The sequence below is a fragment of the Bradyrhizobium sp. ERR14 genome, from assembly GCF_014198235.1.
Lineage (GTDB): Bacteria > Pseudomonadota > Alphaproteobacteria > Rhizobiales > Xanthobacteraceae > Bradyrhizobium.
Map to the genome: position 1 here is coordinate 256714 of NZ_JACIHD010000010.1, position 17849 is coordinate 274562.

The 17849-nt window shown below is 58.3% G+C and carries 11 protein-coding genes and 1 pseudogene; 4 read left to right on the forward strand and 8 right to left on the reverse strand.

What is annotated here, in order from left to right:
- Positions 1-76: 76 nt before the first annotated feature.
- Together GGD62_RS26425 and GGD62_RS26430 are read right to left on the reverse strand one after the other, a co-directional pair.
- Positions 77-1852 (reverse strand): ABC transporter permease subunit, encoded by a 1776-nt coding sequence (locus tag GGD62_RS26425; protein WP_246800304.1) that lies wholly within the window; start codon positions 1850-1852, stop codon positions 77-79.
- Between the two features lie 27 nt (positions 1853-1879).
- The gene (locus GGD62_RS26430) at positions 1880-2995 is read right to left on the reverse strand and encodes an ABC transporter substrate-binding protein (RefSeq protein WP_183711045.1); all 1116 of its coding nucleotides are present in this window, start codon (positions 2993-2995) and stop codon (positions 1880-1882) included.
- Positions 2996-3122: 127 nt separating this feature from the next.
- Here GGD62_RS26430 and GGD62_RS26435 point away from each other — a divergent pair, with 127 nt between their 5' ends.
- A complete protein-coding gene (locus GGD62_RS26435; RefSeq protein WP_183259636.1) occupies positions 3123-3605 on the forward strand; it encodes an Lrp/AsnC family transcriptional regulator in 483 nt (160 codons plus the stop codon).
- A gap of 21 nt (positions 3606-3626) precedes the next feature.
- On the opposite strand, the gene GGD62_RS26440 is transcribed toward GGD62_RS26435, so the two are convergent.
- A complete protein-coding gene (locus tag GGD62_RS26440; RefSeq protein WP_183711047.1) occupies positions 3627-5042 on the reverse strand; it encodes a diaminopropionate ammonia-lyase in 1416 nt (471 codons plus the stop codon).
- Positions 5043-5106: 64 nt separating this feature from the next.
- On the opposite strand from GGD62_RS26440, the gene GGD62_RS26445 reads away from it, so the two are divergent.
- The gene (locus GGD62_RS26445) at positions 5107-6297 is read left to right on the forward strand and encodes an aminotransferase class V-fold PLP-dependent enzyme (protein WP_409333967.1); all 1191 of its coding nucleotides are present in this window, start codon (positions 5107-5109) and stop codon (positions 6295-6297) included.
- Positions 6298-6472: 175 nt separating this feature from the next.
- Here GGD62_RS26445 and GGD62_RS41890 read toward each other — a convergent pair whose 3' ends face one another.
- The 3 genes from GGD62_RS41890 to GGD62_RS26460 all read right to left on the reverse strand — a co-directional run bounded on the left by GGD62_RS41890 (position 6473) and on the right by GGD62_RS26460 (position 10136).
- Positions 6473-7060: a LysR substrate-binding domain-containing protein gene (locus GGD62_RS41890; protein WP_183711067.1), complete on the reverse strand. Its 588-nt coding sequence runs from the start codon at positions 7058-7060 to the stop codon at positions 6473-6475.
- Positions 6972-8804: an ABC transporter ATP-binding protein gene (locus tag GGD62_RS26455; protein ID WP_183711049.1), complete on the reverse strand. Its 1833-nt coding sequence runs from the start codon at positions 8802-8804 to the stop codon at positions 6972-6974. The genes GGD62_RS41890 and GGD62_RS26455 overlap by 89 nt, the downstream gene beginning before the upstream one ends.
- A gap of 273 nt (positions 8805-9077) precedes the next feature.
- Entirely contained in the window at positions 9078-10136 is a 1059-nt protein-coding gene (locus GGD62_RS26460) for a TlpA disulfide reductase family protein (protein WP_183711051.1), read from the reverse strand.
- A 1739-nt stretch (positions 10137-11875) separates the two neighbouring features.
- Here GGD62_RS26460 and GGD62_RS26465 point away from each other — a divergent pair.
- Positions 11876-13201, forward strand: coding sequence for a DUF3422 family protein (locus tag GGD62_RS26465; RefSeq protein ID WP_183711053.1), 1326 nt, complete (start codon positions 11876-11878; stop codon positions 13199-13201).
- Between the two features lie 746 nt (positions 13202-13947).
- Complete coding sequence (locus GGD62_RS26470; RefSeq protein WP_183711055.1) at positions 13948-15648, forward strand: outer membrane beta-barrel protein; 1701 nt, start codon at positions 13948-13950, stop codon at positions 15646-15648.
- 266 nt (positions 15649-15914) lie between these two features.
- Here the strand turns inward: GGD62_RS26470 and GGD62_RS26475 are convergent.
- Together GGD62_RS26475 and GGD62_RS26480 are read right to left on the reverse strand one after the other, a co-directional pair.
- Positions 15915-16181 (reverse strand): annotated as a pseudogene (locus tag GGD62_RS26475) (DUF2493 domain-containing protein); the annotation flags it as partial.
- 462 nt (positions 16182-16643) lie between these two features.
- Positions 16644-17849 (reverse strand): thioesterase domain-containing protein (locus GGD62_RS26480; RefSeq protein ID WP_246800297.1); only part of this gene is annotated, 1206 nt, incomplete at its 5' end.

Below are 17849 nucleotides of genomic sequence, written 5' to 3' on the forward strand. Positions count from 1 at the left end.
GCTTCACGAAAGGCGTCATTGGCTTTCTCGATAGGATGCAGATTGTTAGAAGCACACTTTATTTTACTCTTTCCCCTCAAGGATGGAGATTTTCCTGCGGCCGGCGGCCTTGGACGACCAAGCCTACGAACAGCCGCACCAGCAGGAGGAGCGCAAGTGCGGCGAGAAACAGAACGGCAATGACTGCGATCTGGGGACTTATCTCCAGGCGGATGTTATCCCACATTCTCATGGGCAAAGGCGTAGCCGTAGGTCCGCTAAGGAATAGACCGAACACGACGTCATCAAACCCCACGATGAACGCGAAGATTGCTGCGCTAGCTAGCGTCGGCAAAAGCAATGGAAGGGTCACTGTTCTCAACGTCACAAGAGGGCTCGAGCCGAGGCTCGCGGCAGCCAACTCGAGTGTGCGATTGAAGCGCTTGAGTCCCGCGATCATGACGATGACCGTATAAGGCGCGCCGATGATCGTATAACTGAGGGCGAACGCCAGCGGATTGCCGATCAACGAGGATCCGGCGAGAGCAAAGAACAACGAAACCGCAATTACGACGTGAGGAACAATCAGCGGGGAGATCAAGAGAAGATAGACTGGCACGCGCGCAGAGAAGCGGTACCGCACGAGAGCGAAGGCAGCAGGAACACCAATAGCCACGCTCAAGAGAGCGGACAGCCCTGCCCATCTCAGGCTGAAGCTTAGTGCATCGAGCCATTGGGTATTTTTGAGCAGACTTGAGAACCAGCGCAGTGAGTAACCAGGAGGCGGAAAGGTGAGATATGGTGCATCGCTGAATGCAAGAGTAATCACGACCATGAATGGCAATATCAGGAGGAGCAGCGTTGACGCCGCAACAACGTACAGCAATGGCCGGCGGATGATCGTGAACGCCTCGTGCAACCTCAACGACGGACCATGCAGGATCGCAGTCACGCATTCCAGGATCGGCCACTGTGCAGAGAGGCCGGATGTCGAGGTGCCGATCGGAGAGATGTTGTTGTGTGGGCGATCGTCGAGCTCTTCCGCGATGCGCTGACGAAATATGATGAAGACTGCGATCACTGTCAGCATCAAGATCGATGATTGGGCTGCGGCTTCATCGAAATTACCGAGGATCAGCACGCGCAGGCTAATACCCTGAGCAATCAGATAGCTGTCTGGACCACCAAGAAGCTCTGGCGTGATGTAGAAGCCGAGACTGGAAAGAAAGACAAGCGTGCAGCCGCTGATCACGCCTGGCATCGAGGCTGGCAGCGTGACTCTCAGGAAGGCGTCGGTAGGAGGACTTCCAAGGCTTTGTGCCGCTTTTGCAAGGCTTGGATTAACCCGCGCCAGCACCGCGTAGAGAGGAAAGACCATGAGAGGCAGCTGGACCTGCACCATCCCGATGTAGACGCCGATCGAATTAAACACCATTTGCAGCGGCTCGGAGATGAGACCGAGGCGCAAGAACAGCTGGTTGATAGGCCCGTTGGGGCTGAGCAGGACGATCCATGCGTAGGTTCGGATCAGGACGCTTGTCAAATATGGAAGCGTGACAATAAGTAGGAGAAACGCCGCCCAGCGCGGCGGGCATTTCGATATGGCATAAGCGAGCGGATAGGCAGTGATCAAGCAGACGGTCGTCACTGTCGCGGCGAGCGCGAGAGTCCTGAGGGCGATCCATAGAAACGCCGGCGAGTTGGCGATCTCGATATAGCTGTTGAGCGACCATGCGCCATCAAGCTGCAGGCTCTTGAGCACGAGTTGCGCAAGCGGCACGACGTAGCCGATCAAGAACAGGATTACGATCGGCAAGAGAAGGAGGGCAGGCACCAGGCGCGCCCGCCCTAAGGTGTATCTCCTATGCGGCATGGCCACACTCGCATCCACCATCTTGACCTACCGTGCGCCGGAAATCCAACGCTCCCATTGAGCGACGGCAATTTCATTGTTGGCCTTGCCGTAGGCGCCCACGGTGTTCCAGAATTCGTAATCCTGGACGAATTGCAGCTTCCGTGCTTCCGATGAGGTCGGCAGGAGCTTTGCCCTTTCAGACGGCACGAAGCCGAATGCACGCGAGTTCGGTGGCGCGTAGAGAATTTGTTGGACGAACTTCGCCTGGTTCTCGGCTCGCGCTGAGAACGCGAGAAACTTGAATGCATTGTCGGCGTTCTTGGTGCCCTTCAAGACCACCCAGGTGTCGTACTGCAACATTCCCTGATTCCAGGTGTAGCCGATCTTGGCACCCTGCTCGTTGGCTGCCGAAACCCGACCGTTCCAGGCGCTACCAGCCGTGATCAACTTATCAATGATCATCTGCGGAGCTTCCGCACCGGTATTCCACCATTTCAGGATGCTTGGCTTGACCCGGCTGAGACTCTTGAACGCGCGATCCCAATCAAGTGGATAGAGCTTCGACGGATCAACACCATCCGCCATCAAAGCTGCTTCGAACGTGCCGCCGTCCGAGGCCCAGGTTCCGGCCATGAGCGAACGCCGTCCCGCGAATTTTTGGGCGTCCCATACATCCGCCCACGAGTTCGGCGCATTGGATGCAAACTTCGACGCATCATACGCAATGAACAGCGAATAGATGATCGCGGGCACGGTGAACTTTCCGACCTTGACCGGACTGAACGCGTCAAGGTCTGCCTTGTCGAAGTAGCCGTAGTCGATCGGAAGTAGAAGATTGTCCCGCTCGAAAGTCGGGGCCTTGCCGCCAGGTAAAATCGTCACGTCGTATCGGGGAGCGCCAGCCAACACGCTCGCTCGCACCGCTCCCGAGTCGGTGCGCGGTTGAGCTATCACCTTGATGCCCGTCTCCTTCTCGAAGGGCGCGAAATAGGCGATCCGCTTGGCTTCTCCCCAAGAGCCGCCGCCGTCGTAGACCACGACCTCACCGGTGCCCTTCGGGATTTGCGCAATCGCGGGCGCGGGAAACAGCGAGCGCGCGGCCGCAAGGCCCCCTGCCAAAGCCGTTCCCTGGAGAAGCTTGCGTCTGACTACATCCACCATCTGCGGCTCCGTTTGTAGTGGCAAATACTTGCTCGACCCGGCTTCGTGCATATAATCTGGCAAGCTAGTGGCTGAATTCGCCGTTTCGCGACCAAAAATGCCAGAAAACTGCAAATTGAGAGGTTAAATGGCTGTCACGCGCACTGACCTCGATCGTCTCGACCTGAAGCTTCTGATGCTGCTGCAGGAGAATAATCTGCAGACCTCTGAGGAATTGGCAGAGCGCGTGGGACTTTCCCCGACGTCCTGCCTGCGTCGGCTTAGGCGATTGCGTGAAAACGGGGCGATCATGTCCGACGTCTCGATCATATCGCCTTCGGTCACCGGGAAACGGGTCACCTCGATCGTGCTTGTGGCGCTCGAGCAAGAGCAGCTCGATCTTCTCCACACCTTCAAGAATCGGATGAGCGCCTATCCTGAGGTTACGCAGTGCTACTATGTAACGGGTTCGGCTGATTTCATTCTGGTCGTCAACACGGGCTCGATGGAAGAATATGGGGCTTTCACCGAGCGAGCATTCTTTCCAGACAAGAACGTCAAGTCGTTCAATACATATGTTTCAATGCAGACGGTGAAGTTCACCACCCGCATCAATCTTGACGTATCCTGACGGGCAGCGTTCTGCTCCTGGCTATTGGTTGCCGCTCCAAACCGACAGGTCGGTGGGGCTTTCCGTCGCAAAAAGCAGAACCTTGGCGGACTGATCCAGCCCAAGTCTCTTTCGGTCCTTCTCTTCGGCTGCCCTGAAGAGGCCTGCCAATCCCGCCGCTCCCGACTCGCCGACGCGAAGACGCTGATCGCCTAAAATGCCCTCGTTGAGCAAACGTACTGCGTCGGCGGCCGCCTCGTCGGTGACCGTTATGTAGCCGCTGGTCAGGTCTTCGATGATCGGCCAAACCAACAAGGATGGGCTTTGGCATTCGAGCATCGACATGTTCGTCGCAGGGCCGGGCGGAAGGCGCACCGGCATCTTTGCTTGCACGCTTTCGTAGAGACAGGCCGATCGTTCCGGCTCCACGATCCACAGATGGGTATCGGGCCCGAATAGACCACGCGCCCAGCCATGGCCGAAGACACTTGCAGCAAGACCTCCGACGCCCGCTTGAACCAGAACATGCGTAAAGGGCTTTTGCTGGCCCATGGTGGCAGCAATGATTTCATCGGTCAGGATCGAGTAACCTTGAACCACGAGCGTGCAGGCCGTGGCATCTTCTCCCGGCCCGACGGTATCCGGGACCGCAATCCAACCATCCTGCAGCGCAGCTTTAGCTGCAGCTTCCACCGAATCGTGATAATCTCCTGACACACGCACGATCTCAGCACCGAGCCGTGTTATATGTGCGGCACGCTCTTCGCTCACGCCGTGGTGGAGATACACTACAGCCCGCGTTCCGATGAGCCGAGCTCCGGCTGATACCGAACGACCGTGATTGCCGTCAGATGCACAGGAAAAGGTGAGTTCGGACAGCATGGCCCGAACGCCGGGGTCCATCAGTTCCGCCGGCAGAATGGCTCGCCCCGTCCGCCTTTCGACGTGTCGCATAGCGAGCTTCAGCACGGCATAGGCTCCGCCAAGCCCCTTGAAGCTGCCTATGCCAAGACGCTGCGTCTCGTCCTTGATCCATATTCCGCCAACCCCTAGCCGCTCGGCAGCACCCGGCAGCGAGATTAAATTGGTCGGAGCATAGCGCGGGCACGCTCGAAGAAGGCGCAGAGGCTCATCTGCCGCGTTGCGGTCGCACCAGGAAGCCGCATGTTTCAGGCCAGATGACCGGTTGCGTAATAGGATAGACCGTGAAGTGGCAAGCGTCGCTGTCGCGGAGTCCGCGGCCTCAAAAGGGGGTACCAAGGTCATTCTCCTGGCAAGTTCGTTCGATCTTTCGGACCGTACTTTGCCGAGCCGCGAAGCCGTTTGTTGCAACCTTTGACGCAATCCATGACGGAATTGGGCATTGTTGACACTAAAATGGCGGGTTTGGGCTCTGCTGGCAGGCATATTCCAAGAGATTTGCTGATCGAAGGCGGCGAACGCCTCGTAATCTGGCATTCTAGGCGCGTCGCGAAAATAAGGATCTCTGGTGCAGGATAACGGAGAGCAAACCGCAAGCTCGATAGAGGATCTTTCAGATTCCGAGGTCGATCGCTTGCGAGGCGATACGTCGGGTGTTGCGCATCGAATCCACCTCAACAATGCGGGCGCCTCGCTGATGCCACGTCCCGTCTTGGACGGCATGGTGACATATCTCCGGCGCGAAGCCGAGAATGGCGGCTACGAAGCGTGCGCCGAGAGCACAGCGCGCCTCGAAGGCGTATACGACAGCATAGCTCGACTGGTCGGCTCGAAGCGGGAAGAAATCGCGCTCGCCGAAAGTGCCACTCTGGCCTGGCAGCGCGCCTTTTATTCGCTCCGCTTTGGACCTGAAGACCGAATTCTCACCACCTCCGCAGAATTTGCGGCAAACTATATTTCGTTTTTGCAGGTCGCGCGCCGTACCGGCGCACGGGTCGAGGTCATACCCGACGACGCCAACCAGGCCTTGGACCCTGAGGCCCTCAAGCGAATGATTGATGAGCGCGTCCGGCTGATCGCTATCACGTGGATACCAACCAATGGCGGCCTGGTGAACCCAGCTGAAGCCGTAGGACGCATCGCGCGCGCCCATAATGTTCCCTATTTGCTGGATGCATGCCAAGCCGTTGGGCAGATCCCCATCGACGTCCGTGCACTTGGTTGCGACATGCTAACGGCAACAGGTCGGAAGTTCTTGCGTGGTCCGCGCGGAACAGGCTTCCTCTACATGCGCGACGAGTTCCTGAAGGATATTGAACCGGCAATGGTAGACCTGTTCGGTGCACCTTGGGTTGGACCTGAGCGCTACGAATTTAGGTCCGACGCACGACGATTCGAGACGTGGGAAGCGAACTATGCGGCGCGGCTTGGACTTGGGATCGCCGCTGACTACGCGCTTTCAATTGGCATCGAGAGGATCGAACAACGTTGCCGCAAGCTTGCGAATGAATTGCGAGCAGCACTTGGCGCCGTCCCTGGGGTGTTGCTTCACGATCTTGGAGAACGTCCCGCTTCAATCGTGTCGTTCACACTTCGTGGCATAGTCGCACGCGAGGTCATGTGCAGCCTTGCAAGGCAGAAGATCAACGTATCCGTCTCGCCACCAACAAGTACACCGCTAGATGCAGCGCGGAGAGGTCTGCCGGACATCGTTCGCGCATCCCCGCATTACTACAATACGATTGAGGAGGTTCACAGTCTCGCGTCAGCGGTCCGGGGGATCGCGGCATAACCTATTGCAAGCGGCGCTGATTGCCAAAGCCGTTTGGTTTGAGACCTAGACTAGCGTGCGGGAGGCTTGTCGTCAGTTCGCCCCATTCCGATCGCGACACCCGTTCCTTCATTTCGGCTGGCGCAAGATTTCAAAAGCGGCGATCATCGCTCCAAGACTTTTTACGAAGGTCGCACTAGCGGTAGAACGCCTTATTTGCTGCGAATATTTCAGTTACGCAATCAAAGATCGCCGCCATCCTTGGGACATGCCGTAACTCTTCGTGAATGGCAAGCCAAAACTCGCGATTTGTCCTGGCCTCAGCCGCAAGTACGCGTCTGCGCGTGGGCTCAGAGTCTGCCAGATAGGTAGGAAACATTCCGATGCCAAAGCCTCGCCTGCCGGCCTCCAATTGGACAAGTGGACTGGTGCTGCGGAAAACGACACGTCTCTCGCCGACGGTGTCATGTAGCCATTTCAATGCGGAGATTTCGATCATATCGCCAATGTAGTCCACAAAAACATGATCATCGGCTTCCCCGAGGCTTTTCGGCTCGCCATGATGGTCAATGTAACTTTTGGACGCATACAGATAGACGTCGCATCTGGCGATCCGCCGGGCGATATGGCGGGCCCGTCGGACGCATGGTCCCGATATATCAGCCTCTTGGCTCGTCCGAGGCCGAGACCTAGGCCTACGGAGATGCGGCCAGCCATGTTTTGGGCTGGCCTTCCGCCGAGTGCGGACCGAACTCGACGGCCTGCCGCTCGAACAGACTGCGATAGATGCCGCCGGGTTGCACGATCAGTGCCGAATGCGCGCCCTGCTCGACGATCTTGCCGCGATCGAACACCAGGATGCGGTCGAGGCCGCGCACCGTCGACAGGCGGTGCGCGATTACGATCGAGGTGCGGTCCTTCATCAGCCGTTCCATCGCCTCTTGGATCAGCGCTTCCGATTCCGAATCCAGGCTCGACGTCGCCTCGTCCAGGATCAACACTGGTGCATCGGCAAGGAACGCGCGCGCCAGCGCAACGCGCTGCCGCTCGCCACCCGACAGATTTACGCCGCGCTCACCCACAAGTGTGCCGTAGCCCTTCGGCGATCGCATGATGAAGTCATGTGCATTGGCGAGCCTCGCCGCCTGCTTGATCGCCGCCATGCTGGCGCCGGGTCGGCCATAGGCGATGTTTTCAGCCAGCGAGCGGTGAAACAGGATCGGCTCTTGCTCCACGATCGCGATCTGGCTGCGCAGCGACTGCTGCGTGGCTTTCGCAACGTCCTGGCCGTCGATCAGGATCCGGCCGCCGGAGACGTCGTAGAGCCGCTGAAGCAGCTTGACGAACGTGGTCTTGCCGGAGCCGGAGCGGCCGACCAGACCGATCCGCTCGCCGGCGCGGATGTTGATCGACAATCCGTCGTAGAGCGGCACGCGATCGCCGTCATAGAGGAAGGTGACGTCTTCGAACGTGATCCTCCCACAGTGAATGTCGATCGGCTTGGCGTCGGGAGCATCGACAATGCCGATCGGCTCGCCATAGATGGTAACCAGTTCCTCCATGTCGTTCACCGAGCGCTGCAGATTGTTGATGTGCATCCCGACGTCACGCAAATAGGCGTGGATGATGTAATAGCTTGTCAACACATAAGTGACGTCGCCTGGAGAGGTCCGCCCCGCCATCCACAGCAGGATGGCGCCGCCGATCACCGAAGCACGAAAGCACAAGAGCATCACGAGCTGCACCGTGCCCGTGCCGTTGGATCGCAGCCAGGTGCGCTGCACCCTTGCCCGCCAGCGTCTGAGGACACGATCAAGCCGCGCATCCTCACGCGCCTCAGCACCGAAGGATTTCGCCACAGTATTGCAGGTGAGCGCGTCCGCCAGCGTGCCGCTGACCTTGCTGTCCCAGGCGTTGGAGACGCGCGCCGCCGGCGCGATGTAGCCGATCGTGAATGCCGTCGTGATGGCGACATAGATCACTGCGCCGAGGCCGATCACGGCGCCGAGCTCGGGCCAATGCAGGCCGAGCAGGATCGTCGAACCCACGAGCACCGCAAGCGACGGCAACAATGCCATCAGGATCGTATTGTTAAGCAGGTCGAGCGCCCACATGCCGCGGGTGATCTTGCGCACGGTCGAGCCGGCGAACGAGTTAGCGTGCCAGTCGGTTGAGAAGCGCTGCACGCGCATGAAGCCCCCACGGGCCACATCTGACATGGTCTTCAGCGTGAACGGCACGATCGCCTGGAAGCCCGTAAACCGCAATATAATCGAGAGCAGACCAAGCGCGAGGGTACCAGCGAACGCAATCAGTGCCGCATGCCGCGCCGCTTGGTCGGAGGGGACCGAGGCCAATGCATCCACTAGACGGCCGGAATAGACCGGCATGAACAGGTCGGCGACCGTCGACCCTAAGAAGCCGACGAGGACAATAGTGGCACGGACCGGCTGCTTCAGCCACTGCTCCAACGCAAACGGGAGAACCAAGCCGATTGCGGCCGGTCGTTTGTCATCTTGACTGGTCATGGCACTAGGGGGTTGTGGCACACGCGGTGTAAAAACCGTTCGATCCAGACCCGATGTGCCCAATGCTTGGCCCGTCGTCCGAGGGATGCGATAAATGCCCGCAGTCTGGGGGCTGCGGCCGAAATCTTCTAGCCATTTCTCCCACTCTTGGCGTAAGCGCTGAGCTGAAGCGCCTCACGCTTTGCGAGCTCCTCGGGCTGAGAGCATCGATCTGAGACATCGGCCAGCCTTGCGCGATCCGAGCTTGTGTGAGCCAGGTAGGCGGGATCGGCGTCACTCGCTTTTGCATCTTTTCTCCTCCGGCGCTTGCGCTTTGGTACTTTTGCGGGACTCCGGGTTGCGGAGCCGCACAGACCCATGGCAAGCCTTCTGACCCTTGTAGTTGGCCAGCGTTTGGACCAATACCGACATAACCTGCTGTTTCGGTTTGTCCGAGATAGGTGCGGGGCCGTCCAGCGACCTCAGCGTCACCTCGATCGCGCGATCCCTGTCGCCGCTCTCATAACAGTACTGAGCGAGCGCCGGATAGGACAGGAACTTAGGGGCCTCGTCGTGTTGCGGAGGATTCACTGCCAGAATGTGTTTGGATAACTCATTGCCCATCGCGAAGCGCTCGGCCTGCGGCAAATAAGAGCTGTCATTCGCCGAATCAAAGAGTTGGCGCATCGCCCCGGCCATCCACAGCGCGGATTTTTTGTCGATCGCCTCACGAACCAATTGGCGCATCATCACCGGCAGGCCGGCCTGCACGTCGTGCATTTTGTGGAGCAACAGATCCGCATGCAGCACGCGGAAGTTCACGTCATCCGGCAGAACAGCGACGGCTTCCTCGACCACCGAAAGCGCCTTCGCCCAATCCTGCGCCATCGCCGCTGTCAGTTTAGCGGAGATCGGCATTGTGCGTTCGCCCTCGGCGATCCGCTCTGCATCGGCGGCTTTCGCTTCATCGCTGATGCGCCAGCGGCCCATCAGAATCTTCGGCAGAACGTCATTGAGTTGCGTCGGGGAACCTATAAAGGCGATGCGGCCATCACGGCCGACTAGGAACGAGGTGGGAATTCCGACAGAAAAGCTGGAATCCATCCAAAGCTTGTCCATTTCGCGTGTGTAGTTGAACTCGATCCGATAGTTGAGATTCGGCACCCTTTTGGTCAACGATGCGTCCAACTTGCTTCGGGCCTCTTCCGCTGTTTGAGCGCGCTCACGAGCTGCTATTCCGAGGACCTCAACTCCGCTATCTCTGTATTTCTCTTGCAGCTGTACCAGATCGGACAGCGCCGCCACACATGGTGCGGACCAAGCGGGCCACATCGATTCAAGGAAGGGGAGCATCGCCGGTCTTGCGTATCGTGCGCTCAGCACTTTCAGTACTGCGGCACCTTAGTAGCAACGTCCGTGCCAGCATCGTCTGCGCGCATTAAGTGCCTGATTGCGCATGAATAGCTCAACGGCACGGCGGCCAGTGCTTTGAACCCGACGGGCTTTGTGCCGCTGTCGGAATTTGAATTGCGCACTTCGCACCGCCGGAAAACTGATGTGATCTTGTGAGCCGCCGAACGGAAACTTGGTAATCCCTGTAACCCGGCAGACAGGACAGAGGCGAGCGACGATTTAGATCGGACTCGAACGATTCGAAGCCCGTGGACCAGGAACACCTATTCTGGTCGATGACGATGGGACCCATTCGCGGGGGGCTGCAGACGGTACCGCGGATCCGGAAGGCTTTGAGACTGTCAGTGCTCGCCATCGCGCCAAGCGGCTCCTGCACCAAAAACTGGTACTTCGATTAGTTTGCTGTCCAGCCGCGTGTACCGGGATCGCCGACGCCCTATCGACTTCGAAAACCGTTGCCCTCGTATCGAAACAGATGCCGCCGATCGCCTCGATGGAGCTAAGGCTTCTACAGGCGTCACCTCCAGGTCTGTACAAGAGGCACGGACCGCTCGCGCTAATCGGCACGCGCACTAAGCTGATGCAGCATTGGGCCGATCGGATCCACTACTGGCTAGATTCCAAGAAGGTGACGCCGATCAAGGGAGTGGCGCAGGCTTGAGCCTGTGCCGAAATCGTAAGAACCGGTGGTTGCGTGGACTCGCAACACCCGATTCTGTTATTGACCGAGAGCACGATTCCACGATTGGCTGCGTAACCTGCTCACAACGCACGTATCTGCCTCACTGCGACAACCGGTCGAGCCGGAACGCTTGCGCTGCTCTGAGTGACGCTTCAAAGGCGAGGAGAGCGCTCCAGCTGCGTGATCTAGTCAACCTTACTCGAGGTGACGTTATCCGACCATCGCGGAGCCTTGCCCGGGGGTCCGGGCGCGGTCACTCGCATGGCTCTGCATCGACAAATCCAACCAAAGCGTGGCCGCTCAAACAATGGCAGCGGCCGGGCGAGCGATCAGCTTGCCGAAAACAGATCCTTCCCTGTGGCCTGTGCCACGTCGGCATTCTGTCAGTATACAAGCGCGCTCATGTCTGAAACCCGCCTCCGACTGTCTACGGAAGCCACATTGCGTAAAAAAGACTCGAGAGTGCCCCTTCTGTTGCTGGCCTAAATCCTGCACCGGCGCTCGGCGCCAGGGAGTTTGGCGCCGGCAACAAGATGGGAGTCGGGTTTGGGCCTCGATCCGTCAATCGACAATGCGGTTGCCCACTTGCACGCGCCCCCCTCCGGTGGCGGGCGATGTCGGTGGGATCCTAAGACAGACAACGATGTCCACGTAAATCTGGCTTCGTCCAACGGTGCCGCGTGCCATCGCCCAGGTCGCGGAACGGCTTGCTGGCGCACCGCTACACCTATTGAGCCACAATGCGGCATTTCGCCATAGACACCGGACCATACGTTGATGGCGTCATTCGAAAGTTGGATGAGGCGGCTTCATCTCAATCTGCCTGGCCTGACCTTCCTCCGGCAAAACCTCTTTCCCGAGTTCAAGCGGCCTCGGTAGTGATCGTCGACATGACTCGATCGGCAACCTAGCCGCGCGCAACCGTTTCCCAGCACCGCCATTGCCCCCGCGTCAAGGCTGACGGTTGCCTGCTCACCCTGAAGCGAGGCGTCAATACATGATCGATGAACTGGATCTACGAACCTTCACGCCCCATCCGCAACGCGACGCTGTGCTCGGCGAAGTGCACGCGCGCCCCTTCACGCGCCTTGTTTCGCCCTTCAGCGTGATCCACTTCGCCTTTCTTGCACAGGGCGAGGCGGCCACAAGCGATCGCTGCCGTTTTATCGATTTTTGCCTCGAGCGCAATCTTACGCCGCCTGAGCAATCGGCGAAACTTCATCAGATTGTCATCGGGCCCGCTACGCTACGCTGGGAGCAGCATTCGGAATTTACAACATTCACCTGGATCTGGACTAACGCAAATTGTTCTGCCGCAGACCAATTTGACAAAGTTGACGGTACCGTCCGATCGCTCATCCGCGCGTTGCGTCAGACCGGACAGCTGCTGGTCGCGATCAGGCTAGAAGTGGAGCAGGACGCCTCGCCGACCATGCGGGCCGAACAGATTTTTGACAAGAACAGCCTGGCCATGGTTGCCACAAAGAGCGGCGCAGGCGTTGCCGCCTCAGACTTCCGCGTAGATGAAAAAGGTTTCACGAAAATCCTGGTCTGCGACCTCGGGTTGACGTCGCACGATCTCGGAGCGCTGGTGCAACGGCTCCTGGAAATCGAGACCTACCGTCCATTGGCGCTCCTTGGCCTGTCGGCGGCTCTTGAGCTTGCACCATCTGTTGATCGCATCGACCGCCGTCTTGTTGAGGCGCTCGAGAAAATGCAAAGCGGTGAGGGTCTGCAGTTCAACAACCATCTGCTTGCCGAGCTGACGGCGCTGGCCGCATCCTTCGAGAGAGGCGCGACCGGCAGCCTGTTTCGCTTCGGCGCCAGCAGGGCCTATAACGAGCTGGTCCAATCGCGACTATCCATCATTGAAGGCAACGATGTCTCGGGCTACCCAACCTGGTCGTCTTTTCTGGCACGCCGCATGGCGCCGGCGATGCGAACCTGCGCAACTGTTGAGGATCGTCAGGCGACTCTGTCGGTCAAGCTCGCGCGTGCCGCCGATCTGTTGCGAACCCGGGTCGACGTCGAAATCGAACGACAGAATCGTGACCTATTGCATGCTATCAACGAGCGCGCGAGACACCAACTTCGGCTGCAGTGCACGGTCGAAGGATTGTCGGTCGCGGCGATAGGATATTATGTGGTCAGCCTGTTTAGCTATCTTGCCAAGGGCGCGCATGATGTCGGACTGCGAGTAGAGCCCTCGTTCCTGACCGCAGCCTTCGTGCCTATTGCGGTCGGCGTGATCTGGCTGGTGAGTTACAATGTCCGAAAGCGACACCTCAAGCACAACGATGCGCCCTCGGTGACTTGCGACTAAAGCTCCTTGAGGGAATCGGTGCGTCCGTCCTGCGAAGCTCGCATGGTCGGGGTGCGACGCAGCCTCAAGATCGCGGCCGGCTCCTGCGCAAGGTAATGCCCCGCCCGGACCAGCCGGGCGAGGCAAAGCGGATCGGGTCAGTCGCCGTTGCGACGGCTGGGACGGGACCAGATCAGGCTGAAGCCTTCACCTTCCTCGTCGCGACACTATCGCAAGAAACGCAGCGTCCGGATCGTCACAAATTCAGTTGCGCGATTTTTGTCATTTGCGCTGAGCTTACGCTCAAAAGGCTCGTGCAATCGGCATTTGACCCTTTGTGATCTTCGCTGCCACTCCATCGCATGTGTTGCTTTTGAGCATCCGGGTCACAATCGCCACTCACTCCAAGCCCTGATTGTTTTCCGTTTGGCGGCGCTTTCGCAACTATTCCACGCAATGATAAACGCTGCGTATTGGATCTGCCCTCGCAAATGTCGCGCTATGGAGAGACTGTCGGAAGCTCAGATTGTCAGATTTGAGACGACAGTCGGCAAGTAGACGCAACAAAGTCTTCCGAAAACCTGCAAAGCAGACGAAATCAGTTTGGCACATGCATTGCTTCATTCGGGCATCATCACCGATCGCAGTGCGTTGTTTTCGGAGCGGATCTGGCACGCATTGTCGCGAGTGTCAGTTCTCGCCGCGACGATTCACCGTTGGCGATATCTTAAGAAGCCGGTGTGGACCGGGAAAGGGCAGGGTCTTTGATGAAGTCGAGAGTTCTTCTGTTGGGTGCCACGATTGCGGTCATGGCCAGCGGTGCGGCCAACGCGCGCCTTGAGCCAGAACCGAAGCTGCCGCTGGTCGTATGGAACTGGTCGGGTGTCTATATCGGCGGACATGTCGGCGGTGGATACGGCCGAACTTCCTTCAGCAATCCCTACGGTCCCTCGATTTATGGCGGTGCCGTGGAAAGCCCGGCGTTTCTCGCGGGTGGCCAGATCGGCTACAATTGGCAGAACAGCAGCTGGGTGTTTGGCGTCGAACTGGATGCCAGCGGTGTTATTTCCGAAGGCACGAATACCTGCCTCGCTCATTCGGGCCTGGTTGTGAGCGCAAACTGCATCGCAGGTCCCAACCTCTTCGCCACCGGGACTGGCCGAATTGGTTACGCCTTTGGCGCACTCGGCCTCACGCTGGCGTATATCAAGGGAGGTGTAGCCTGGCAAAACAACAGGGGCGATGTGGTCAACAACTATGAATTCCTCCACCTGCCCCAGGAGAAAACCCATTTCGACTATGGTCGTGTCGGTAGCGTTATCGGGCTGGGCATCGAGCAAGCGATTACGCCTGCGTGGTCCGTGAACGTCGAGTATGACTATCTGCATTTTGGCGGACCGAGTGTGGCAACGGCTCCGACAGTACAACTGCCACCACTTGCAATTCTGCCAGCGAACACAACCAGCCTGTCCAGCAACTATCACATCGGAAAGATTGGCCTTAACTACCATTTCGACGCCGACCCAAAGGCCGCACAATGGTCTAATGCTACGCTGTACACGAAGGTACCCGCGAGCGTGCAGCCCATTCCTTACGCGAGCGGTTGGTCGTTCGAAGGCGGCTCGCGGCTCTGGCTCAGCCGGGGAAGATTCCAGTGGGATCACAGCGCAGCGGGCAGAGAGCAAGATCCCGGCTTGCTGATATCGAGGCTCACCTATCATCGACAGGACGGATTCTCCGGGGAGTTATTCGGCCGTGTTGATAGCCCCTGGGGAGTGTTCCTGAAGAGCGACCTTGGTATCGGGGGCTTCAACAAAGGGAAGTCAAATGATGAAGACTGGTTGCCCCACAAGGGACGGTCCTACCAGAACACCATTTCAGATGAGTCAAACGGAAAGTTCACATATTACACGGCCGACGTCGGTTACGATGTCCTGCGCGGCACGAACTACAAGGTCGGTGGATTTCTAGGCTGGACCTATTACGGGCAGAGCTCGGACTCGACCGGTTGCATTGAGTTCGCCAATCCACGGCATCGATGTCTGAAGCCGGGTGACAACAGGATTGTTGGCAGCGAGGATACGCAATGGAATGCGCCTCGAATCGGCCTGAGCGCCGAAACCATGCTGACCGAGCGCTGGCGCCTGAACGCTGATGTCGCTTACCTGCCCTGGACCGATTTCATCGGTCGAGACTATCACCTCTTGCGTCCCGCCACTACCTTCACGGAACAACGCGGCAGTGGTGGTGGCGGCGTCCAGCTTGAAGGCGTGCTGTCCTACTTCATCACGGATAACATCAGCGTCGGCGTTGGTGGTCGCTATTGGGCCATGTGGACCAAAAGGGACGCCGAGTCCATGCACTGCGGCAACGGCTGCATCGAGCACTCGCCCTCATTTGCGAAGTACAGCATGGAGCGCTGGGGTACATTCTTTCAGGCTTCTTACAAGTTCGATTCAAAGACTTGATCTTGGCCAGCTCGAGACTATATCTCGAGCCATCCAGGCCTGCTCGTAAGCATCGATGTCGGCGCCAAACAGCGACGCCGACGTCGTGGATAATGATGGTGAAGCACTCGGAATCGAGCAGAGCTCAGCTTGCTTGCAAAGAATGAATGCCAGCCAGCGCGAGCCGCACACTGCTGAGGCGAACACACGTGGGCCGCGGCTGGTCGCACGATCAGCGGCATCGAGCGAGCCGGAAAGCTCCTGGTGATTAGAATTTGCGGCAGCGCTCACGCGCCGCCGAATGTCCAGATCGGGACGCCGAGCTTCTTGGCCTTGTCGGCTAGGTCGTCCTGAATGCCGGTGCCGGGGAAGTACAGAACGCCGATAGGAAGTGTCTCCGGCATCGCATCGTTGCGTTCGAACGGGGCGGCCTTCGCATGCTTCGTCCAGTCGGGCCTGAAGGCAATCTGCGGCACCTTACGGTTGTCGGCCCACTTGGCTGCGATCAGCTCGACGCCGTTGGGCGATCCGCCGTGCAGCAGCACCGTCGAGGGTTCCTCACCGTCAACAAACTCGCTTTATCAAGCTCAGCTTCACAAAGCGCGATCAGATTGCTCAGTCGCTTGGCGCCGTCTGTTTTGTCCAAAAGCTCGGTAAATTCTCGGATCGCATCATCCAAGAGCGGCTTGCCATTATCGGGATCTTCCTCGGACAAGGAATGCAGATTGAGTGCGTGCATCCTGGCGGCTTCGGTATCTCGAGCTCGATCTATTTGTTCGAGGAGCTGGCGCGCGGCCTCGTATTTCCCCGCGCTCGCTTGGCTGCCGCCCTTATTCGAAGCTCGCCCTGCTCCGGCCAACGATTATGGGGATGATTAGCGAAACTGACACGCTCCTTGAAGACCTCGATCAAGATGCGAACGTCCTCCAGCCCGTTGTCAGGGAGTCGTGCACGACCAATTTTGTTGCCGTCCAGCACGCGATGACTTCGCTCCCTTCTGAGAAAGTTCTTTGGATCTATTCAACACTCCCGATCAAGGCTGTTGAAATGGCTCGAGCCAGAACTCGGCGATTTTCTGGATGGCTCACCATTGTCGCGTGGTTGCCTGGAACCGGTACGGCATGGATAGCACCAGATTTCATGATCCGGTCCCAGCCCTGCTTTGGCAACGCGCGATCAGGTTGTTTGTCGGGTGCTAACCAACTGATGAGAGGCTCACTGGCATAAAACTGGTGGATTTCAATCGGGAGCGACGGAATGCGATAAGACTGTAGCGAGCGGTGAAATGTCGCGGCCCTCTGATACATCGAAACGTCACTATGAAGATCGTGACCTGGAGCTAACGCTCCTATTTGCTGCGCCTTTTCAAGCAACTCAGAGATGGAACATTGTTCGGTGTCGCGTTCCAAAACCTCGTGATATTCATCGCGCAAGATTCCACAACGATCCAAGACAAATTCTCGCGCCAAATTCTTCAGTGATCCGTTTGAAGAAGCCGCAGCTAGACTAACATCAATGAACGCCATGAATGACACAACTTCATCAACACTCAGTAATTGCTCGGCAATTGCATAAGCCAGGATTGCACCTGATGAGTATCCAGCAAAGCGGTATGGGCCACGTGGCTGGATCTGTTTAATCGCAAGGATCACCTCCGCGGCCATCGCCTCAAGTGTCGGTGGACGAACGTCATCGAAAGGGGGCCATGGCAGAGCGTAGACCGGGCAATCTGCATCCATTTCCGCTGCCAAACCGAGGACATACGAACAATCCCCAAAACCTGTGGGGACAAAGAAGAGAGGTGGCTGCGATCCGGTCGGTCGAACGGGAATCACCGCCGTGTTACTGGGCTGCACCTGCAAACGGATCTTCGATGCAAGCTCTTTCAGAACAGGGGCTCGGAAGAGGTCGGTGGCGCTAAAACTCAGCCCAAGATGTAATGCTCGACTGAGCATCTGCACGGCCAAGAGCGAGTGGCCGCCCAGTTCGAAGAAGTGGTCGTTGCGCCCGATGCGCTCGACACCCAGGAGTTCGGCCCAGATCCGTGCCAGCACCGTCTCGACCGCACCTTGCGGCGCCTGGTAGGCCGCCAGCGCATAGGCCTGATCGGCCGGCGCCGGCAGCGCGTTCCGATCGAGCTTGCCGTTCACCGTGAGCGGAAGCGCCGCCAGTCGCACGAACGCACTCGGCACCATGTAGTCCGGCAGCCGCGCACTTAAGTG